Source organism: Geminocystis sp. NIES-3708, from assembly GCF_001548095.1.
Classification (GTDB): Bacteria; Cyanobacteriota; Cyanobacteriia; order Cyanobacteriales; family Cyanobacteriaceae; genus Geminocystis.
This window is the reverse complement of the sequence record NZ_AP014815.1, coordinates 262,466-280,634: the sequence shown is the minus strand read 5'-3', so window position 1 is coordinate 280,634 and position 18,169 is coordinate 262,466. Positions and strand designations below refer to the sequence as shown.

Here is an 18,169-nt window from a genome sequence, read left to right as displayed (position 1 = left end):
TCATAGATTATTGACAATTAACAATTTATAGTTTTTCATTGGATTTTTTATGATCGAAATTTTAAAATCAAATCTCATTATTTCCTGTCAAGCACCCAGTGATTCACCGTTACATGATCCAAAAATCATTGCAGCGATCGCCAAAGCCTGTATAAACCAAGGAGCAAAAGGTTTAAGAATTGATAGCCCTAGTCATATTCAAGCGGTTAAGCAATTATTGCCAGATATTCCAGTAATTGGTTTATGGAAGCAAATGAGGCTGAATTCATCAGTTTATATTACTCCTCGTTTTGCTGATGCAGTGGCAGTAAGTGAAGCAGGAGCGGATATTATCGCTATTGATGCCACTCAAAGAAGTCGCCCTGACGGGGAGAAGTTAGCAGAAATTATAACTCAAATTAAAGAAAAACTCGGTAAACCTGTCATGGCGGACATTGATACTATTGAAAATGCCATCGCAGCAGAAAAAGCAGGAGCTGATTTTATTGGCACAACTCTATACGGTTATACAGAAACAACACAAAATTTGATACCACCTAGCTTTGAATTTATAGAAAAATTAGTTAACACCATTCATAAGCCAATTATTTGTGAAGGAGGCGTCAAAACACCTCAAGAAGTCATAAAAGCCTTAGATTTAGGTTGTTTTTCCGTAGTAGTAGGAACTGCAATTACAGGTATTGATTTATTGGCTCAAAAATTTGTCCACGAAATTGAGATACGATAAAAACATCTAAAAATTACTAAGCAAAATTAGGTTTAAATAATAAATAAATTCCAATTAATAAACCGCAAAGATTGGGTATCCATGCCGCCATAAAAGGTGAAAGAAATCCAATTAATCCTAAACTGCCAATGAAAAAACTAATAAAATAATAGCCAAAAACGATAGCAACACATAGCCCAAAACTGGTTGCTTTACTAGCAGTGTTTGGCAAACAGCCTAAAGATGAGCCTACTAAGGCAAAGATGATACAAATAAAGGGAAAAGATATTTTTTGAGCTGTACGAACTTGAAACATTAAGACATTTTTTTCATCTCCTAATAGTCTTAATAATTTGATATATTCTTCTGATTGAACTATATTCATTTCATAAGGATCTCGACTTTTTGCTGCTAATTCTAAAGGAGTTTTTGATAAAGGAAATTGTCTTTCTTGAAAAAAAGATTCTTTTGCCACGAATGGATTTGTTTTGACATCATAAATCACTCCATTGAATAAATCCCATACTTGTTGTTTATTATTCCATGTACCTCTTTCCGAAAGAATTACTTTATTTAATCCTTTTTTTTCTGTATCTAAAATAGTTAAAGATTGCATATTTTCACCATCAAATTCTTGGGCATAAAATAAAGTTTTGAGTTGTTTATAGTTTTGACCATTATCTTCTTTTACTTCTACATATTCAGGATAAAAAATATCTTTTCTTAATAAAAATTGTCTTTGTTCATTCAACTGTTCTACTAAAATTGTGGTAGCCTGATAATTAGCATTGGGAACAATTAATTCATTGAAAATAAAGGTTAAAACTGTTACGAATAAACTTAAGATTAAGGCTGGAGTAACTAGCCGAAAAATACTCACTCCACAGCTACGTAACGCAACTAATTCACTATCTTTACTGAGGCGACTATAAGTTATTAATGTTGTTAATAACACAGAAATAGGTAAACCATAAGCAATATATTCCGGTATTTTTAAGCAAAAAATTTGTATTGCAGAAATAAACGCTAAATTAGAATTGACAATTTTATAACTTAAATCGGATACTGTACCTATGGTTACTCCTAAAGCAGAAAAAATTCCTACGCTAAAGAAAAAAGGAGTTATTAGCTCTCTTACCAAATAGACATCCATAATTGATAATTTAAAATTGCGCATTAAAATTAAGATGATAATTTTTATTTCTTAAAGTTTGACTTACCTAAAATCTGTCTTTCAATATATCATTGTTCACCACTATTAAGCTCAGATGTATCTAAAGTTTCCATAATAAAATTAGACGATAGGTAATGGGTAAGAAGTTTCACAGATTGTTGTTAAAATCAAAAAATTAGAGTTAAATGGATTTTAGCTTAATAGTCAATTATCTAAAGCTATGACAACACCATAAGCATTTAAGTCTAAAAATTTTTGGGCTGCTTTTTGTATATCTTCAATCGTCAAACGTCTGATATTTTCCGCATATTCTAAAGCTGGAATTATAGTATTTATCTGTGAATAATAATAACCATATAAATTAGTTCTATCACTTGGTTTTTCGCTTTGAAAAATAAATTGATTAGCCACAATCTGACAAACTCGATTTAATTCCTTCTGGGTTATTCCATTAATTTGAATTTTCCTGAGATGATTAATAATAGCATCTTTTACTTCAGAAATGTTCTCTTTTGATAATTGTGCAGAAATTGAGAAAACTCCTTGTATTTGATTAGTAATATTATTTGCAGAAATACGAGTTACTAAATGACGATTTTCCCGTAAGTCTCGAAATAATCTTGATAATTTTCCTTGTCCCAAGATTACAGCTAAAACGTCTAAAGGTAAAGTTTCTGAGAAATTTTCTAATCCGGGGACACGCCAAGTTAAAATTAAACGGGATTGTTGCAAAGAAGAGTCAATATATTTGTCGGTGATAATTTCTGTAAATGGCAATTCTGATTGATACTTGATTTTTTCTGGTTGAGGATTTATTTTATCTATCGTTAAGGAATTAATGATCGTTTCCGTTAATTCTTCCACAGGTAAATTTCCCACTGCTACCACTGTCATTCCTGAAGGTTGATACCATGAATCATGAAAGGATTGCATCTGTTTACAGGTTAAATTTTCGATAATTTCTGTTGTACCTAAAATGGGACGATGATAGGGTAAATTAGGAAAAACATTGTTCATCATTCTTTCTGATAGTCTTCGACGAGGATTATCATGAGATCTCCTAATTTCTTCTAATACTACCATTTTTTCTCTATCAAATTCAGGAGACGGTAAAAGAGGGTTTAATACCAAATCTAGCTGTAAAGGTAGAATTTCCGCAAAATCTTCAGGGGTGCAAGTAAAATAAAAATGAGTATATTCTTGACTTGTGGCAGCATTCGTCACCGCACCTTTAGCTTCCAATAAACGTTCAAATTCACCACTAGCTAATTTATGACTACCTTTAAAGATCATGTGTTCTAAAAAATGAGCCATACCATTAATATTATCAGTTTCGATCGCTGAACCCACATTAAACCAAATATTGAGATTAACCGCAGAAACAGGTATTTGTTCTGCAATAATAGTTAAACCATTGGGTAATGTAGTAATAGTAGGAGAATGAAGGCAATTAGGTCTAACTAAAGTGAAGGTCATAGCAGATTTTTGCTTAATATTTAAGTTACAATTCCCATTGTATATTAAGAAACAATTACTTCAGATTTTGGCTAAAAATGGCGGATAAGAGAAAGAAAGACAAAAATAAAATTTATGATCAAAATTCCTTCAACTTTAACTATAGCTGGATCTGATAGTGGTGGTGGTGCTGGTATTCAAGCAGATTTAAAAACTTTTGCTTTCCATCGTGTACATGGTAGTAGTGTCATCACTTGTGTAACTGCTCAAAATACTGTTACCGTAACCGATGTTTTACCAATTCCTCCTTTAATTGTCAAAAGTCAACTAGAAGCAGTATTTAATGATCTTGAGATTAAGTCTTTAAAAACAGGAATGTTACTTAATCAAGAAATAATGACTACTGTCGCCCATTTTTTGACACAAATATCTTTAGAGAATATTGTCATTGATCCTGTCATGGTTTCTCGTACAGGCTCATTACTAATTGATAATCAGGCGATCACAACCTTAACAAAATTATTAATTCCCAAAGCTTTAATCGTAACACCGAATATTTATGAAGCTCAATTATTAAGTGATGTGGAAATATTTGACATAAAAGATATGGAAAAATCAGCTCAAAAAATTTATGAATTAGGAGCAAAAAATATATTAATAAAAGGGGGAGCAAGAGAAGGGAAAAACAAAGGAATTGATTTATTTTATGATGGTAAAAAAAGCCAAATTTTACAAATAAAAACCATCAATACAAAAAATACTCACGGAACAGGTTGTACTCTCGCCGCCGCTATCACTGCCAATTTAGCCCTAGGAAAACCGTTATTTACTGCCGTTGCTCAGGGAAAAGAATATGTAACTAATGCCCTTGAATATGGACTAGATATAGGGGCAGGAGCTGGTCCTGTAGCTCATTTTTATTCATTGCTATAAAAAAATATATGTACCTTAAGAACTTTTTAAATATTGAGAAATAGTATAAGCAACGATATAAGGATGAGTTAACTGAGGAAAATGTCCTTTTGTCGGAAGTATCTGAATTTTACTATTTTGTATATTTTCATTTAAGTATAAACCAACGTTGAGAGGCACAAACAGATCATCTTGAGGTTGAATAATTAAAGTTGGTAATTTTAATTCTGACACTTGTTTACGATAGTCAGAAGTGATAATCATCTTAAAAACTATTAAAGCAATATCTGGATTTAACTTTAATAAACATTGAGCAAATTCTTGTGATAATAATGGTTGAGTTGGATCATCTATGGCTTTAAATGTATAGTGTTGAATCCAGTCAGTATAATTTTTGGTAATTCCTCCTAGCATTCCTATCACATCGGTTTTTGTAAATCCACCAACATAATTAACATCATTCAAATAGCGAGGAGAAGCACCGATAAAAATAAATTTTTTAAAAAAACTAGGATTTTTCAAAGCAGCTAAAGTTCCTATCATACAACTAGCTGAATGAGCAATAAAACTAACTTTTTCTAACTCTAAAAAAGAACAAATTTTAACTAAATCTTCTGCATAATCTTTAAAACTGTGATAATGATCAATGTCAAACTTATTCATTCCTAAAAAAGTACTACCAATAAGATCAAATAAAATAATCCGATACCTATGTTCAAATGCAGGTAAAATAAATCGCCATGCTGATTGTTGACTACCAAAACCATGAGCAAATATTAAAGTTTCTTTAGAATCTAAATTTCCTAATATTTCAATATTATGTCGTTGAATAAGGTCATTCATAATAATTAATCTGAGAGATCTCTATTATCTTTAAATAATAACAAAATTAGTATTGACTTTAGCTTGTCATGGAAAGTGAGATTTAATTTTTCATCTAAGTTCTTATTTTTAATTATTTTTTGACTTTGAAGAAGATATTTCACCTCTTGCAACGTGAAAAAAATCTATTGAAGATGAGAAATTATCAATTTTAATAAACATTACAAGAGTGCCTATTGCTGATTGTCTGACTTGTGCAAAAAGTCTATTGATCTAAGTTATTATTTTTCCTGCTTAATGATTGCAACAAATGTTATCATTTTTCTAATAAAGACAATTATAAAAAACAGGAGTATAAGAAAATGGACTGGAGAATCTTAATCGTTGTATTACCTTTAGCAGTAGCAGGTGGTTGGGCAGTATATAATATTGGTACATTAGCTATCAATCAAGCACAAAAATTCTTAAAAAAACAAAGCTAGATAACAATTAACAATGGACAATTAATCAATTAACAATTAAACCCCTAGGGGTGAATACTATTCATCCAATTTCATGGTATTTCCTCAATCAATTAGCTTTTGCTTTTCCGTTGCTTTAATAACTCTATAGTGAAAAATATAATTCAACAAGAAACGATTGTTGCCATCGCCTCGGCAGTTGTGCCAAATCAGGGTAGTATAGGCATCGTCAGACTAAGTGGTGTAACGGCATTAGATATTACTCAAAAAATTTTTCAGCCTCAAGGTAAGCCTTCATGGCAATCTCATCAAATCCTTTATGGCTATATTCAAAATCCTAATACAAAACAAATTATTGACGAAGTTTTAGTCTTATTAATGCTATCACCTCGCTCTTTTACTCGTGAAGATGTGATCGAATTTCACTGCCACGGTGGTATTATTCCCGTGCAACAAGTTTTAGAGTTATGTTTAGAGTATGGTGCAAGACTTGCTAATGCAGGAGAATTTACCCTGAGAGCATTTTTAAACGGTAGAATTGACTTAACCCAAGCCGAAAGTATTGCTGAAATTGTTGGGGCAAAATCTCCTCAAGCCTCTCATATTGCTTTGGCTGGATTACGAGGAAAATTAGCACAACCAATTCGTCAAATGCGTCATTCTTTACTGGATATTTTAGCAGAAGTTGAAGCAAGGATTGATTTTGAAGACGACTTGCCACCTTTAAATGAAGAACAAATTAAGGGAGATTTACACAATAATTTACTTCAAGTTAAACATATTTTAGAAACTAAAGATCAAGGAGAATTATTACGTAGTGGAATCAAAGTTGCTATTGTCGGTCGTCCAAACGTAGGTAAATCAAGCCTTTTGAATGCTTGGAGTAAAAATGATCGAGCAATTGTCACTGATTTGCCCGGCACTACCCGTGATGTCGTAGAATCTCAGTTGGTAGTAGAAGGTATCCCTATTCAAGTATTAGACACCGCAGGAATTAGAGAAACAGAAGATACCGTTGAAAAAATTGGTGTAGAGCGTTCACTTCAAGCCGTATCACAAGCAGATTTAATCCTTTTCACTATAGATGCTAGTGTAGGATGGACTCAAGAAGATGAAGAAATTTATCAAAAAATTCAAGAATTAAACTTAATTTTAGTGATCAATAAAACAGATATTGCTACTTTAGAAACCGTTAAATATCCTTCTAAAATTAAACAAGTAGTAAACACTGCCGTCGCTATTAATGAGGGAATAGAAGCCTTAGAAAAGATGATTATTAAATCAATTCAACGAGGAGAAACTATAGCTCAAGATTTAGATATTGCCATTAATCAACGTCAAGCGGCTAGTTTAACCCGTGCAAAATTAGCTTTAATACAAGTAGAAGAAACTATTAAAAATAAACTTCCTCTTGATTTTTGGACTATTGATTTACGGATTGCTATTCAGGCTTTAGGAGAAATAACAGGAGAAGAAGTAACAGAATCAGTATTAGATAGAATTTTTAGTCGTTTTTGTATTGGTAAATAAAAAATATCTATTTCATTTATCAGTATTTATCTTATCTTCTAATTTTTACTCATCACTTATACTTTTTTACCACATCCTAATTATTTATTATAAGTATTTTTGCACCACATTCCAACCGCTTAAACCAACAAAAAGTAACGAGAAAAATAAGCCGATATTAAGGCTTATATGAAGTTTTTTCGCCCAAAGTCGAGAAGGATGTATTTGACTAGAACTCCACGCCGATGACAAGACTAACGTCACCACTATAAATCCCGCTCCTAAATGCCATGAATGCCCCAAACTGCCATAATGCCCTAATGTGCCGATTAAGCCAATAGATAGCAATAATAACACGAGGATAACGATTATTATTCCTATAATCCAATGAAACGGGCGTAACCATTTTGGGCGTGGTTTTTTTTCTTGTCGATATTTAATCAATAAAATTCCCGATATACCTAGTATAAAATAAGAGGTGATCGCTAATCCCATTGACCATGCCGCAATTTTCCATAACCAGAGAAAAGACGGTAAATTCATGTACTTAGTTAATAATTATCTATCTTATCAGCTTTAAATTTAGTTTGAGGTATTTTATATTATCTCTAACTTTTACTGCTTTATGTTCAGACGTTGGATATTTTTAGGGGTGGTTAATAAATATAATGTTTCTTTCATTGAGCCATAATCTTAATTGAGCCATAATCTTATAAGTATTTATGCAAAATTAATTATATACAAGCAATTGGTTTAAACCCATTGTTACCAAAACTTTGAGAAAAATAAAATGTACAATTAATTTTATGCACTCATTTAGAGACATTGTCAGTATTAGCTTTTGATATTGACCAGTAATGATAATTAGTGCATGATTATCACACACCTGATTCATTACATTAGCAAAGTTTTTTTGAGCTTCAGTATAAGTAATTACATCTACGATGTTACTATTACTAATTTGTTTTCAGTTTATCATTTCTGTATTTATATGGTCAATAACAGAAAAGAGGAGATAGTAGTAATAACTGACAAAAATTTTAATTAATGTTTTCAAAATATTTATTAATTTTATTAAAAATTACCTCTTTTTGAATTTTTTTTTAAATTCTTATTGGTAACAAAACTTCCGATATTTACCCAAAGCAATTAAAGGAAAATAATGACGATATAAGTGGTAGTTAATATAAAAATTTCCCGGAAATCCTGTCCCTGTAAAGTGCTTTTCCTCCCATGTACCATTATCATTTTGGGTAGATAAGAGATATTTTATCCCTTGATTAATACTATTTTCTGCAAATTTATTAAGAGCATTTCCTCCATCTAATAAGCCAATTAATGCCCATGCTGTTTGAGACGGTGTCGAGTCTCCTTTTCCTTTCAAAGATGGATTTTTATAACTTTCACAAGTTTCTCCCCAACCACCATCATTATTTTGACAACTAATTAACCAATTAATACCTTTTTCTATTTCCAGTTGATGAATTTGAGGGGCTATGACGGCTAAGGCAGATAAAACTCCTGATGTGCCATAGATATAGTTTACCCCCCAACGTCCGAACCAGCTACCATCTTTTTCTTGTTGATGTATTAAAAAGGAAATTGCATTTTGAATTTTATCTCCTTTCATTGATAAGTCACAACTTCCCACCATTTCTAATACTCTAGCAGTGATGTCCGCCGTAGCAGGATCAATCATTGCTTTTAAGTCAGCATAAGGAAGAAAATTTAACCAATTCGCATCGTTATTAATGTCAAAGGCAGCCCAACCTTTATTTTGACATTGCATAGTTTCAATCCATCGTAAGCAACGCAATATGGCTTCTTTTTTTTCATTTTCATGAGGTAATTCTAGCTGATGTAATGTCATAACAGTTACTGCCGAATCATCCATATCAGGATAAAAACGATTTTCATACTCAAATGCCCACCCCCCTGGTTTTCCTTGAGGATTTTTCACAATCCAGTCGCCATAATCAAGAATTTGCTTATTTAGTAACCACTCACCACCTTTGACTAATTGCGGATGATTAGGGCTAATTCCTGATTCTACTAAGGCTCGTAAACTCCAAGTTGTATCCCATACGGGAGAGATACAAGATTGTACTAAATAATCATCATGAGTTTCGATGGCAAAATTTTCCGCTGCTTCTAATCCTCGTACTACAATAGGATCATTGACGTGATAGTTAAGTATTTTAAAAGCTAAAAGAGAGTTAGTAATGGGCGGGAAAATTCCTCCCCAATCTCCCGTAACTTCTTGTCTTTCAATAATCCATTTTTCAGCCGCTTGAATACTTTGTTCTTTGAAGGGTACAATATTCCAGTCTTCTGCTAGTTTAAATAAATTGTCTAAATGCCCAAATATATCAGTCCAATCACCATTACTAGGCATCTCATATTTTACGTTATGAATGCCTTCGCTATATAATTCATTTAATTTTATTCTGGGTTGAATGGGGAAAATAGGCTTTTTATCGAATAGAATTAATAAGGGTACTGTGCTACTTCTTGCCCAACTTGACATTTCATAAATGGTAAAAAAAGGATTATTAGGTAATAACATAATCCATGGAGGAATTGACGGCACACCACGCCAATCATAACAACCAATCAATGCAAGGTGAAATTTTGTGAAAATACGACTTTTACTTATACCACCTTTACTTAAAATAAATTTTTTTGCCTTTACTAATGCACTATCATCGATACTAACTCCTAATAATCTTAATGCCATATAGGCTTCTACGGATGTGCTTAACTCCCCTCCATCTCCGTAATATAACTCCCATCCTCCATGACTACGCTGTTGCGATCGCAAATAATGTTCAATTTTATGTAAAGGCTTTTGATTATCAACACCCAAAATTTTATAAAGTAAAACAGCTTCGGCGGTGATAGTAACATTAGACTCTAAATAAGCACACCAATGACCGTCATTTTTTTGTAAAGAGAAAAGATAATCTTGAGCTTGTTTGATAGCAGTATGGGTTGATGCTTTATCAATTGCCTGGGTGTTAATAATTTGCACGGTTATGGATACTTATTAATCAATTTTTAGATTTATTTTACAATCTCATCACCATAAATCATAGTCAATCAGGCAATCATTTTCGTCATCGTCTCTAGGGAATCAGTTAAACTAGCCGTCAATGCGATGCTATCTTTTCGACTAGATTCTTTTTGATAATCTTTAACCGTCAAACATTTACCAATACTAATGACAACATTGCAACCTCTATGAGGTATTGATTCACTATACTTAATACTTATAGGCAAAATTTTTATCTTCATCTCTGGTTTTACAGTTTCAACTTCCAGGGCAATTTTTGCAATCCCTCTTTTTAAAGGTTGCACTTCATCTGTGCGAAAAATATTGCCTTCAGGAAAAATCACTACCATTTGTTCTTGACATAATAAATCAAAGCTATGACGTAAACTATCCAAACCGGGTTTATCAGTATTGACGGGAAATCCACCCATTTTTCTCACAATCCACCCTTGAAGCCCTTTCATTTCGTTAGCAGACACCATAAAATGAGGATTTCTGCCACTGACTAATTTACCTGTAGCGTAAGGTACTATTAAAGCATCCCAACGAGAGCGGTGAGTAGGTGCAATGATTACCGCACCATCTTTTGGTACATTTTCTTTTCCTGTGATAATAATTTTCTTGAAGAAAAAAGGAAAAATTAATCTCGTGACTAAAGGATAAGCTAATTTAACTAGCCAAGGAGAAATATGAGAAGTAATTTCTGTTGTATGGTTGCTTAGATGAGGTTTGATGTCTGATTTGATAATCATCTTTTGTCGCTTAGATTAGCTTTTAACTTTTACTTCTCTAGCTTAAAACTATTTTTAATAATATTTTTATTCCTTTGTGACAGTTTTTTATGCGTCAATAATTTTTTTTACTTCTCTAATAAATTAAAATATCAAATATATTCGTATTGGTTAAGTTTTGAGTAGGAGTATTTCCATTATTGAAAGTAGCTAATAGTTGATAATTTGTTCCTGCTGTTGGATCTATATCATAATAAATAGATGCAGGTAGCACATCACTAGTAATACCATTAGGAATAATAGCTACAATTTTAGCAGTAGCATTGGCTAAAGCTGTAGTAAGATCAGGATCATCTCCAACTCCAATACCAACAATTCGTTGTTCATATTCAGTCAAAGCTAGTTTATGAAATGTAGTTGTGTTAGTAAATAAACCTGACTGAGTAGCTAGAGAAAAAGAAGAAGGTTTTGTGGCGTTAACTAAATTATTTTTCGTTAATCCAAAAGAAGAAGCATTTAAAACAATTTTGTCTTGGCTTTTAGTAAAATCTTCAATATTGTCTCCGATTTCATTTGGATTAGTATAGACAAACCAATCAATACTACCATCTGAGGCTACTCCGCCATTACCTCCAGCCAAAAAATCGTTACCAACTCCGCCCACTAAAATATCTGAACCAATGCCTCCGATCAGAGTATCATTACCTATACCACCGTCTAAATAATCATGATCTTGACCACCATGTAAGTAATCATAACCCTCTCGCCCAAAAATACGATCATTGCCTGTATTGCCATAAAGGGAATCACCATTATAGATAACCACTGTTTCATTGGTTAATGGATCTAAGTATGGAGTTGCGATGGCAGTATTGGTGGTAGGATCGATATAGGGCAAAGACTCATCTTCTTTTCCTCCGTCAATATAATCATTTCCTACTCCTCCAAAAATAGTATCACGACCATCAATGTATATTAATAACGGATTTGGATTTCTGATTTGTCCTCCGTAAAGAGAATCATTACCATTTGCACCCTCAATGAGATCATCACCTCTTAAGCCATATATGTTATCACTAGAATTTGTGCCTAATAATTTTTCTGTATAGTATAAATTCGGTAATAATATATTTCTATTTGTACCATTTATAGTTGCCATAATTTTAGTCTTTAAAGATAGTTTGACTTATACTACTATTTTAAAAGAAAATGGGGGGCTTTCCTATCTCCTTATCTGAAGTTTTTGTGGCAGACTTTAACCTTGGTTTTATTGAACATTTAGACTTAGTCCCTCTCTTGAAATATTTTAGTAACAATTTAGTGTTGCCAGAATATTTCAAGGGCAGTCGCAAACGTCAAACGATCAAGCAGATGGAGTCTCATATTATTCAACCAGTTGCCTACTGGCAAACTTTTAATTGTATTCTTTAACTTATCCAAATCAGTTACAACCTTTAGATGGTGTAGCTGTCCAAAAATAATATAGTTGGAAGCTAGAAAATAAAGTTGGAAACTTAGTAACCAAACTTTCTCTAGTTTTTACCATAAATAACGCCTAGTGGCGATCAAAGGTTAAACAGAGCGACTCCTGAAATTCTTACAGTACAATAGCTGATATTGAAGTTTTCAAGGTGCAAAGAATTTTTTAGATTGTAGGATTAATATAGCAAATTTTGGCATTGCTGATTTAAAATATGAATTAAAATGATCTGAAAAATCATTTTACTTTTGAGATCATGTGAACATAAGGAGTTCCATTTTATAGCGTTGAAAATTTAACAGCAAATGATTTCAAAAATACAAAATTTATATCAGAGCAAGTGTTCAAACATGAACAACAAAGAGTTTCAATTAAGAGAAATGATATTTTAATGACTCGAATTGGAGATATTGGAACTTGTCGCTTAATAGATTGGGATGTTCGCGCCTCTTTTTATGTAAGTCTTGATCTAATCAAAGAAAATAAGTTTACAAATTCAGCTTTTTTAGCTTGTTTTATTTCTAGCATTTACTTTAAAAAAAGTTACATAAAAGAACTATTCATGTTGCTTTTTCCAAAAAAATTAATCTAGGAGAAACAGGAAAGTGTATGGTTCTATTACCTTGCGTAGAATAACAAGAAAAAATAGCATCTTGTCTGAAAAATTTAGAAAAAGAAATAAGCATCTTAGAACAACAAAAATAACTATTCACAAAGCAGAAAAAAGGACTAATGCAACAACTATTGACAGGCAAAATAAGAATTAAAATTGATAATTAAACAATTAAAACTTAGTAATAAAATAAAATGATGCTAATTGATAAAATCATCCAAGAATTACATCAAATTCTCTCAGAAAATCTAATTCAAATTTATGAATTATTCCATCAAATGTGCTTAGAAATAAATCAAGAAAATCAACAACCACCCGTAAAGCCTTAGAAGATAAAGCAGTAGTTCCCCGCACCCTAGGGCTACTAAAAGGCAAACTAAGAGAGGCATTTTTTGAACCAATAAAGCAAAAATCTTTACTAGAAACCCTTACCACCCTTGAAGGCATTGACGAGGAATTTCTCGACTTTAGTTAATAAAATCTAGTTTATTTACTACTTATTAAATCCCAAAAATCACGAGGTTTAAGGATAGAAATATCTTGAATAGGATTTAAAACTAATAAATCATTATCGCCAGTAATAAGATGAGAAGCCCCACCATTTAAAGCCAAATCAATAAACTTATTATCTTTCTCATCCCGACATAAATTAACCTTTTGAATAATTGAGACATAATGCCAATTTATTTTAATCCGTTCCGATAATCCATTAATCTCTTTTGGTTCGATATATTTCGCAAATTTATCTCTACTTAAAACCGATAATATAGCGTTTATTAAAATGATGAGGTAGAAGTGAGGGGAAATTTAGACCATATCAACATTAATGTAATGCGTCCTTATTCTTTGGATTTAAGACAAAAAATCATCCACGCCCGTGAAAAGCAACAATTGTCTATTCGTCAATTAGCCCAAAATTTTGCCGTGGCAAAAAGTTTTGTACAAAAAATACTCAAGCAATATCAAGAAACTGGAGATCTTAAACCCCTTTATTCTGGGTGAAGACCACCGAAAATAAATTCAGAACAAATTGTTGTATTTTTACAAATTATTGACGAAAATAATGACGCTACTCTCTCCGAATTAGCCGAATTATTTGAGGAAAAAACTGGACTTCAACTCAGTACATCTACTATTGATAGAACCAGTCGTAAATTTGACTATACGGTCAAAAAAAACCCTCTACCTTACAGAAAAACATAGTGAGAGGGTTCAAGAAAAAAGATGGGAATATTGGCATACAGTCAGAGAAATTAATCAAGAAAACTTAGTTTTTGTGGACGAATCAGGAAGTAATTTGGCAATGGTTCGCCTTTATGGCAGAGCAAAAATAGGAGATAGAATCAGAGGAGAACAACCTCAAAAAAGAGGTCGCAATGTTTCTATGGTTACGGCAATATCTTTAAAGGAAGTAGTTGCATCAAGAAATATTTATGGCTGTGTAGATGGATTAACTTTTGAGGCTTTTGTGGTAAGAGGTTTAATCGCAAAATTATGGGCGGGAGCTTGTGTAATTATGGATAATGCAAAAATTCATTTAGGAGAAACAATCAGAGAGGAAATAGAAAAAGTGAGAGCATCATTCGTGTATTTATCGCCATATTCTCCCGATTTTTCACCCATTGAAAATTTTTGGTCGAAAGTCAAAAATCAGATCAGAAAACTAAAACCAAGAAATTATAATGATCTGGTAGAGGGGATTGCAACGGCAATGGAACAAGTAACACAGTTCGACATACATAGCTGATTCACTCATTGCTGTTACTATACCTCATAATTATGAAAACTGCTATATATCGAAAAATGACAAAAAAGAGATAAAGCAAAGATTAGTCTTATGTTTTAAATGAAATAATGTTCTGTTAAAATTTGTCTCTAAACTTTTATATCTTTACATCCATGTATTACTCTTTTCTGTTGCCTCTGACTGTTTTTGCCAGAACTAATCTCAGTTTTTTCACTATTCTTGAAATCTAAATGAATTTTGTAAGAAATAAATGATTACTAATTTTCATTATTTTCCTAGTTTGTTAATCAATTACATAAGGTCAAAATTTTGTAATTCGTAGTTTAACTGTTTAATTTTTTTAACTACTTTTTGTAAAAGTTTGGTTATTTTATCCTAATTTGAAATCAACTAAGTATAATTCCATCTCAATGATAACCCCTGTTCACGATACAATCACAGAAAGAGAAATTTTATATTAACTTTAAGGATACCGTTGTGACTGAACCGAAAAACTATAAAGATACAGTAAATTTACCAAAAACAGGCTTTAACATGAGAGCCAATGCCGTCAAAAAAGAGCCAGAATTACAGGAATTTTGGACAGAAGAGCAGGTTTATGAGAAATTAGGTCAAAATAATCCTAAAGATCTTTTTATCCTTCACGATGGGCCACCCTACGCTAATGGTAGCTTACACATGGGTCATGCCTTAAACAAAGTTCTTAAAGATATTATTAATAAATATAAATTATTACAAGGTCATAAAGTTCGATATGTTCCAGGTTGGGATTGTCACGGATTGCCGATCGAGCTTAAAGTATTACAGAGTTTATCCAGTAAAGAAAGAGAAGCCTTAACCCCCATTACCCTGCGTCACAAAGCTCATGATTTCGCTCTCAAAACACAACAAGAACAATCCGAAGGATTTCAAAGATACGGTATTTGGGGGGATTGGGAAAAACCTTATTTAACTTTATTACCTGAATACGAAGCCGCCCAAATTGAAGTATTTGGCAAAATGGCATTAAATGGCTATATTTATAGAGGCTTAAAACCTGTTCATTGGAGTCCAAGTTCACAAACCGCTTTAGCCGAAGCCGAATTAGAATATCCTGAAGGGCATACTTCTCGCAGTATCTATGCTAGTTTTAAGGTAACGAAGTTAGGCGAAAAGTCTCAATCTTTAGCAGAATTTATGCCTAATCTTGAAGTAGCTATCTGGACAACAACCCCTTGGACAATTCCGGGTAATCTTGCAGTTGCTGTCAATGGTAATTTAGACTACGCAGTGGTAGAAGTAATCTTTCCTAATATTCCGGGACAAGGAGGCACTGAATTTGTTATTTCCCCCGATTTTGAGGGAGAGTTTGAAATTCCCCCCTCAGAGAAAGAAACTTATTGCCCACCAAGATTTCTCATCGTTGCCAAAGACTTAGTCGAAAGTTTAAAGAATACCCTCGATTTTGTGTTAGTCGTCAAAACCGTTATCAAAGGTGCAGACTTAGAATTATCCACCTATAAGCATCCCCTCTTTGACAGAGAAAGCCCTATTATCATCGGCGGTGATTATATAACCACCGAATCTGGTACAGGTTTAGTACATACTGCCCCCGGACATGGTTTAGAAGACTATATCACAGGACAAAAGTATCACTTGCCTATTCTCTCTCCAGTAGACGATAAAGGTAACTTTACGGAAGAAGTAGGAGAATTTCAAGGGTTAAACGTATTAAAAGACGCAAATCAGGCGATTATTGACGCTTTAACCGCAAAAGGTAGTTTATGGAAGGAAGAAGCCTACGCCCATAAATATCCTTACGATTGGCGTACTAAAAAACCGACAATTTTTCGTGCTACAGAGCAGTGGTTCGCCTCCGTTGATGGTTTCCGTGACTTGGCATTAAAGGCAATTAAAGAGGTTAAATGGATTCCCTCTCAAGGAGAAAATCGTATTACTCCGATGGTGGGCGATCGAAGTGACTGGTGTATTTCTCGTCAACGCAGTTGGGGTTTACCGATTCCTGTATTTTACGATGAGGAAACAAACGAACCATTATTGAATGAGAAGACGATTAACCACGTTAGAGATATTATCAGAGAAAAAGGCTCTGATGCTTGGTGGGAGTTGTCGGTAGAGGAATTATTGCCCGAAAGTTATCGTAACAACGGCAAAACCTACCGTAAAGGTATGGATACGATGGATGTATGGTTCGACTCTGGTTCATCTTGGGCGGCGGTTGCCAATCAACGAGAGGAGTTAAAATACCCTGTGGACTTGTATTTGGAAGGTTCTGATCAACATCGGGGATGGTTTCAGTCGAGCTTACTAACCAGTGTAGCAGTTAACGGCATCGCTCCTTATAAAACCGTGTTGACTCATGGTTTCGTCTTGGATGAAAAGGGTACGAAGATGAGTAAATCATTGGGTAACGTTGTTGATCCGAATCTTATCATCAATGGTGGCAAAAATCAGAAACAACAACCGCCCTATGGTGCTGATGTGTTGCGTTTATGGGTGTCTTCTACGGACTATTCTGGAGATGTGCGCATCGGTGATAATATCATCAAACAACTTGCAGACGTTTACCGTAAAATTCGTAATACTGCCCGTTTTTTAATTGGTAATTTGCACGATTTTGATCCTAAAAAAGATGTAGTTAGTTATGAAAATTTACCTGAATTAGATAAGTATATTCTCCACGAAACCCATTTAGTTTTTAGTGAAATTACGGAAGCATTTGAGAGTTATCAATTCTTTAAATTCTTCCAAAAAGTACAAAATTTCTGTGTAGTTGATCTCTCTAATTTTTACCTTGATATTGCTAAGGATAGACTCTATATTTCTGATCCTAATTCTCCCCGTCGTCGCAGTTGTCAAACTGTTATGGCAATCATTCTTGAAAATTTAGCAAGGGCGATCGCACCTGTTTTATGTCACATGGCAGAGGATATTTGGCAAAATCTCCCATACGAGAAACCCTGTAATTCAGTGTTTGAGAATGGTTGGGTTAAATTAGAACCTGAGTGGGTTAAAAGCCCCGAATTTGCTCAAAAATGGGCAGAATTACGCAAGATTCGCACGGGAGTAAACAAGGTATTAGATGACGCTCGTAATCAAAAGTCGATCGGTGCATCCTTAGAGGCGAAAGTGTTGATGTATGACACCACTGGCAAATTAATGGAAACTTTAACCAGTCTCAATCCTAGTCAAGGAGTGAACGATGCTAACAGAGTTGATGAGTTGCGTTATCTTCTCCTTGTGTCGCAGGTGGAGTTAGTAAGTGATGAATCCGCTTTAAGTGTCAGTCAATATCTTGGTGATATTCAGCTTGAGGAGACGACTTTAAAGGTTGCTGTTGTTAATGCTGATGGTCATAAGTGCGAGCGATGCTGGAATTATTCTACCACAGTGGGTACTTTTAGCGATGAACCTTTAATTTGTGACAGATGTAAGGAGGCCTTGACGGGTAATTTCTAATTTATTAGTTAAGATGGAGAAATAAACTAACTCAATATTTCTCCATTT

The 18,169-nt window shown here is 33.4% G+C and carries 15 protein-coding genes and 1 pseudogene; 8 read left to right on the top strand and 8 right to left on the bottom strand.

Features of this window, described 5'->3' with window-relative positions; translation table 11 throughout:
* The first annotated feature begins 49 nt into the window (after positions 1–49).
* Positions 50–727, top strand: coding sequence for an N-acetylmannosamine-6-phosphate 2-epimerase (locus tag GM3708_RS01175; RefSeq protein WP_082713966.1), 678 nt, complete (start codon positions 50–52; stop codon positions 725–727).
* A 16-nt stretch (positions 728–743) separates the two neighbouring features.
* Here the strand turns inward: GM3708_RS01175 and GM3708_RS01170 are convergent, their stop codons facing one another.
* Both GM3708_RS01170 and GM3708_RS01165 read right to left on the bottom strand, forming a co-directional pair.
* Positions 744–1,883 carry an LptF/LptG family permease gene (locus tag GM3708_RS01170; RefSeq protein ID WP_066343321.1) on the bottom strand — a complete coding sequence of 380 codons (1,140 nt, stop codon included), beginning with the start codon at positions 1,881–1,883 and terminating at the stop codon, positions 744–746.
* A 201-nt stretch (positions 1,884–2,084) separates the two neighbouring features.
* The gene (locus GM3708_RS01165; RefSeq protein ID WP_066343319.1) at positions 2,085–3,356 is read right to left on the bottom strand and encodes a pitrilysin family protein; all 1,272 of its coding nucleotides are present in this window, start codon (positions 3,354–3,356) and stop codon (positions 2,085–2,087) included.
* Positions 3,357–3,470: 114 nt separating this feature from the next.
* Between GM3708_RS01165 and thiD the strand changes: the two genes are divergently transcribed.
* Entirely contained in the window at positions 3,471–4,268 is a 798-nt protein-coding gene (gene thiD, locus GM3708_RS01160; protein ID WP_066343313.1) for a bifunctional hydroxymethylpyrimidine kinase/phosphomethylpyrimidine kinase, read from the top strand.
* Between the two features lie 15 nt (positions 4,269–4,283).
* Here the strand turns inward: thiD and GM3708_RS01155 are convergent, their stop codons facing one another.
* Positions 4,284–5,090, bottom strand: coding sequence for an alpha/beta fold hydrolase (locus GM3708_RS01155; RefSeq protein WP_066343312.1), 807 nt, complete (start codon positions 5,088–5,090; stop codon positions 4,284–4,286).
* Between the two features lie 341 nt (positions 5,091–5,431).
* Between GM3708_RS01155 and GM3708_RS01150 the strand changes: the two genes are divergently transcribed.
* The gene (locus tag GM3708_RS01150; RefSeq protein ID WP_066343310.1) at positions 5,432–5,551 is read left to right on the top strand and encodes a photosystem II protein Y; all 120 of its coding nucleotides are present in this window, start codon (positions 5,432–5,434) and stop codon (positions 5,549–5,551) included.
* Between the two features lie 126 nt (positions 5,552–5,677).
* Positions 5,678–7,060, top strand: a complete 1,383-nt coding sequence (gene mnmE, locus GM3708_RS01145; protein ID WP_066349291.1) for a tRNA uridine-5-carboxymethylaminomethyl(34) synthesis GTPase MnmE — start codon at positions 5,678–5,680, stop codon at positions 7,058–7,060.
* 87 nt (positions 7,061–7,147) lie between these two features.
* Here mnmE and GM3708_RS01140 read toward each other — a convergent pair whose 3' ends face one another.
* From GM3708_RS01140 to GM3708_RS01125, 4 genes are all read right to left on the bottom strand, one after another.
* The gene (locus GM3708_RS01140; protein WP_066343307.1) at positions 7,148–7,582 is read right to left on the bottom strand and encodes a DUF4079 domain-containing protein; all 435 of its coding nucleotides are present in this window, start codon (positions 7,580–7,582) and stop codon (positions 7,148–7,150) included.
* Between the two features lie 568 nt (positions 7,583–8,150).
* Positions 8,151–10,070, bottom strand: coding sequence for a squalene--hopene cyclase (shc, locus tag GM3708_RS01135; protein ID WP_066343301.1), 1,920 nt, complete (start codon positions 10,068–10,070; stop codon positions 8,151–8,153).
* A gap of 68 nt (positions 10,071–10,138) precedes the next feature.
* Positions 10,139–10,843, bottom strand: a complete 705-nt coding sequence (locus tag GM3708_RS01130; RefSeq protein ID WP_066343299.1) for a 1-acyl-sn-glycerol-3-phosphate acyltransferase — start codon at positions 10,841–10,843, stop codon at positions 10,139–10,141.
* Between the two features lie 115 nt (positions 10,844–10,958).
* Positions 10,959–11,981, bottom strand: a complete 1,023-nt coding sequence (locus GM3708_RS01125) for a calcium-binding protein (RefSeq protein WP_066343297.1) — start codon at positions 11,979–11,981, stop codon at positions 10,959–10,961.
* A 50-nt stretch (positions 11,982–12,031) separates the two neighbouring features.
* On the opposite strand from GM3708_RS01125, the gene GM3708_RS01120 reads away from it, so the two are divergent.
* Together GM3708_RS01120 and GM3708_RS01110 are read left to right on the top strand one after the other, a co-directional pair.
* On the top strand, positions 12,032–12,253 hold the full coding sequence (locus tag GM3708_RS01120) for a hypothetical protein (RefSeq protein ID WP_066343291.1): 222 nt from the start codon (positions 12,032–12,034) through the stop codon (positions 12,251–12,253).
* A gap of 942 nt (positions 12,254–13,195) precedes the next feature.
* Positions 13,196–13,390: a hypothetical protein gene (locus GM3708_RS01110; protein WP_066343285.1), complete on the top strand. Its 195-nt coding sequence runs from the start codon at positions 13,196–13,198 to the stop codon at positions 13,388–13,390.
* Between the two features lie 11 nt (positions 13,391–13,401).
* On the opposite strand, the gene GM3708_RS19575 is transcribed toward GM3708_RS01110, so the two are convergent.
* On the bottom strand, positions 13,402–13,683 hold the full coding sequence (locus tag GM3708_RS19575; RefSeq protein WP_255358456.1) for a putative toxin-antitoxin system toxin component, PIN family: 282 nt from the start codon (positions 13,681–13,683) through the stop codon (positions 13,402–13,404).
* Between the two features lie 63 nt (positions 13,684–13,746).
* On the opposite strand from GM3708_RS19575, the pseudogene GM3708_RS18200 reads away from it, so the two are divergent.
* Together GM3708_RS18200 and ileS are read left to right on the top strand one after the other, a co-directional pair.
* Positions 13,747–14,662: pseudogene (locus tag GM3708_RS18200) on the top strand (IS630 family transposase).
* A gap of 477 nt (positions 14,663–15,139) precedes the next feature.
* Complete coding sequence (ileS, locus tag GM3708_RS01090; RefSeq protein WP_066343282.1) at positions 15,140–18,121, top strand: isoleucine--tRNA ligase; 2,982 nt, start codon at positions 15,140–15,142, stop codon at positions 18,119–18,121.
* Positions 18,122–18,169: the final 48 nt, after the last annotated feature.

What these genes read in the sequence shown, in the direction of transcription:
- GM3708_RS01175 (WP_082713966.1), top strand. Translation starts at nt 50, where the DNA reads ATGATCGAAATTTTAAAATCAAATCTCATTATTTCCTGTCAAGCACCC.
- GM3708_RS01170 (WP_066343321.1), bottom strand. Translation starts at nt 1,883, where the DNA reads ATGCGCAATTTTAAATTATCAATTATGGATGTCTATTTGGTAAGAGAG.
- GM3708_RS01165 (WP_066343319.1), bottom strand. Translation starts at nt 3,356, where the DNA reads ATGACCTTCACTTTAGTTAGACCTAATTGCCTTCATTCTCCTACTATT.
- thiD (WP_066343313.1), top strand. Translation starts at nt 3,471, where the DNA reads ATGATCAAAATTCCTTCAACTTTAACTATAGCTGGATCTGATAGTGGT.
- GM3708_RS01155 (WP_066343312.1), bottom strand. Translation starts at nt 5,090, where the DNA reads ATGAATGACCTTATTCAACGACATAATATTGAAATATTAGGAAATTTA.
- GM3708_RS01150 (WP_066343310.1), top strand. Translation starts at nt 5,432, where the DNA reads ATGGACTGGAGAATCTTAATCGTTGTATTACCTTTAGCAGTAGCAGGT.
- GM3708_RS01140 (WP_066343307.1), bottom strand. Translation starts at nt 7,582, where the DNA reads ATGAATTTACCGTCTTTTCTCTGGTTATGGAAAATTGCGGCATGGTCA.
- GM3708_RS01130 (WP_066343299.1), bottom strand. Translation starts at nt 10,843, where the DNA reads ATGATTATCAAATCAGACATCAAACCTCATCTAAGCAACCATACAACA.
- GM3708_RS01125 (WP_066343297.1), bottom strand. Translation starts at nt 11,981, where the DNA reads ATGGCAACTATAAATGGTACAAATAGAAATATATTATTACCGAATTTA.
- GM3708_RS01120 (WP_066343291.1), top strand. Translation starts at nt 12,032, where the DNA reads ATGGGGGGCTTTCCTATCTCCTTATCTGAAGTTTTTGTGGCAGACTTT.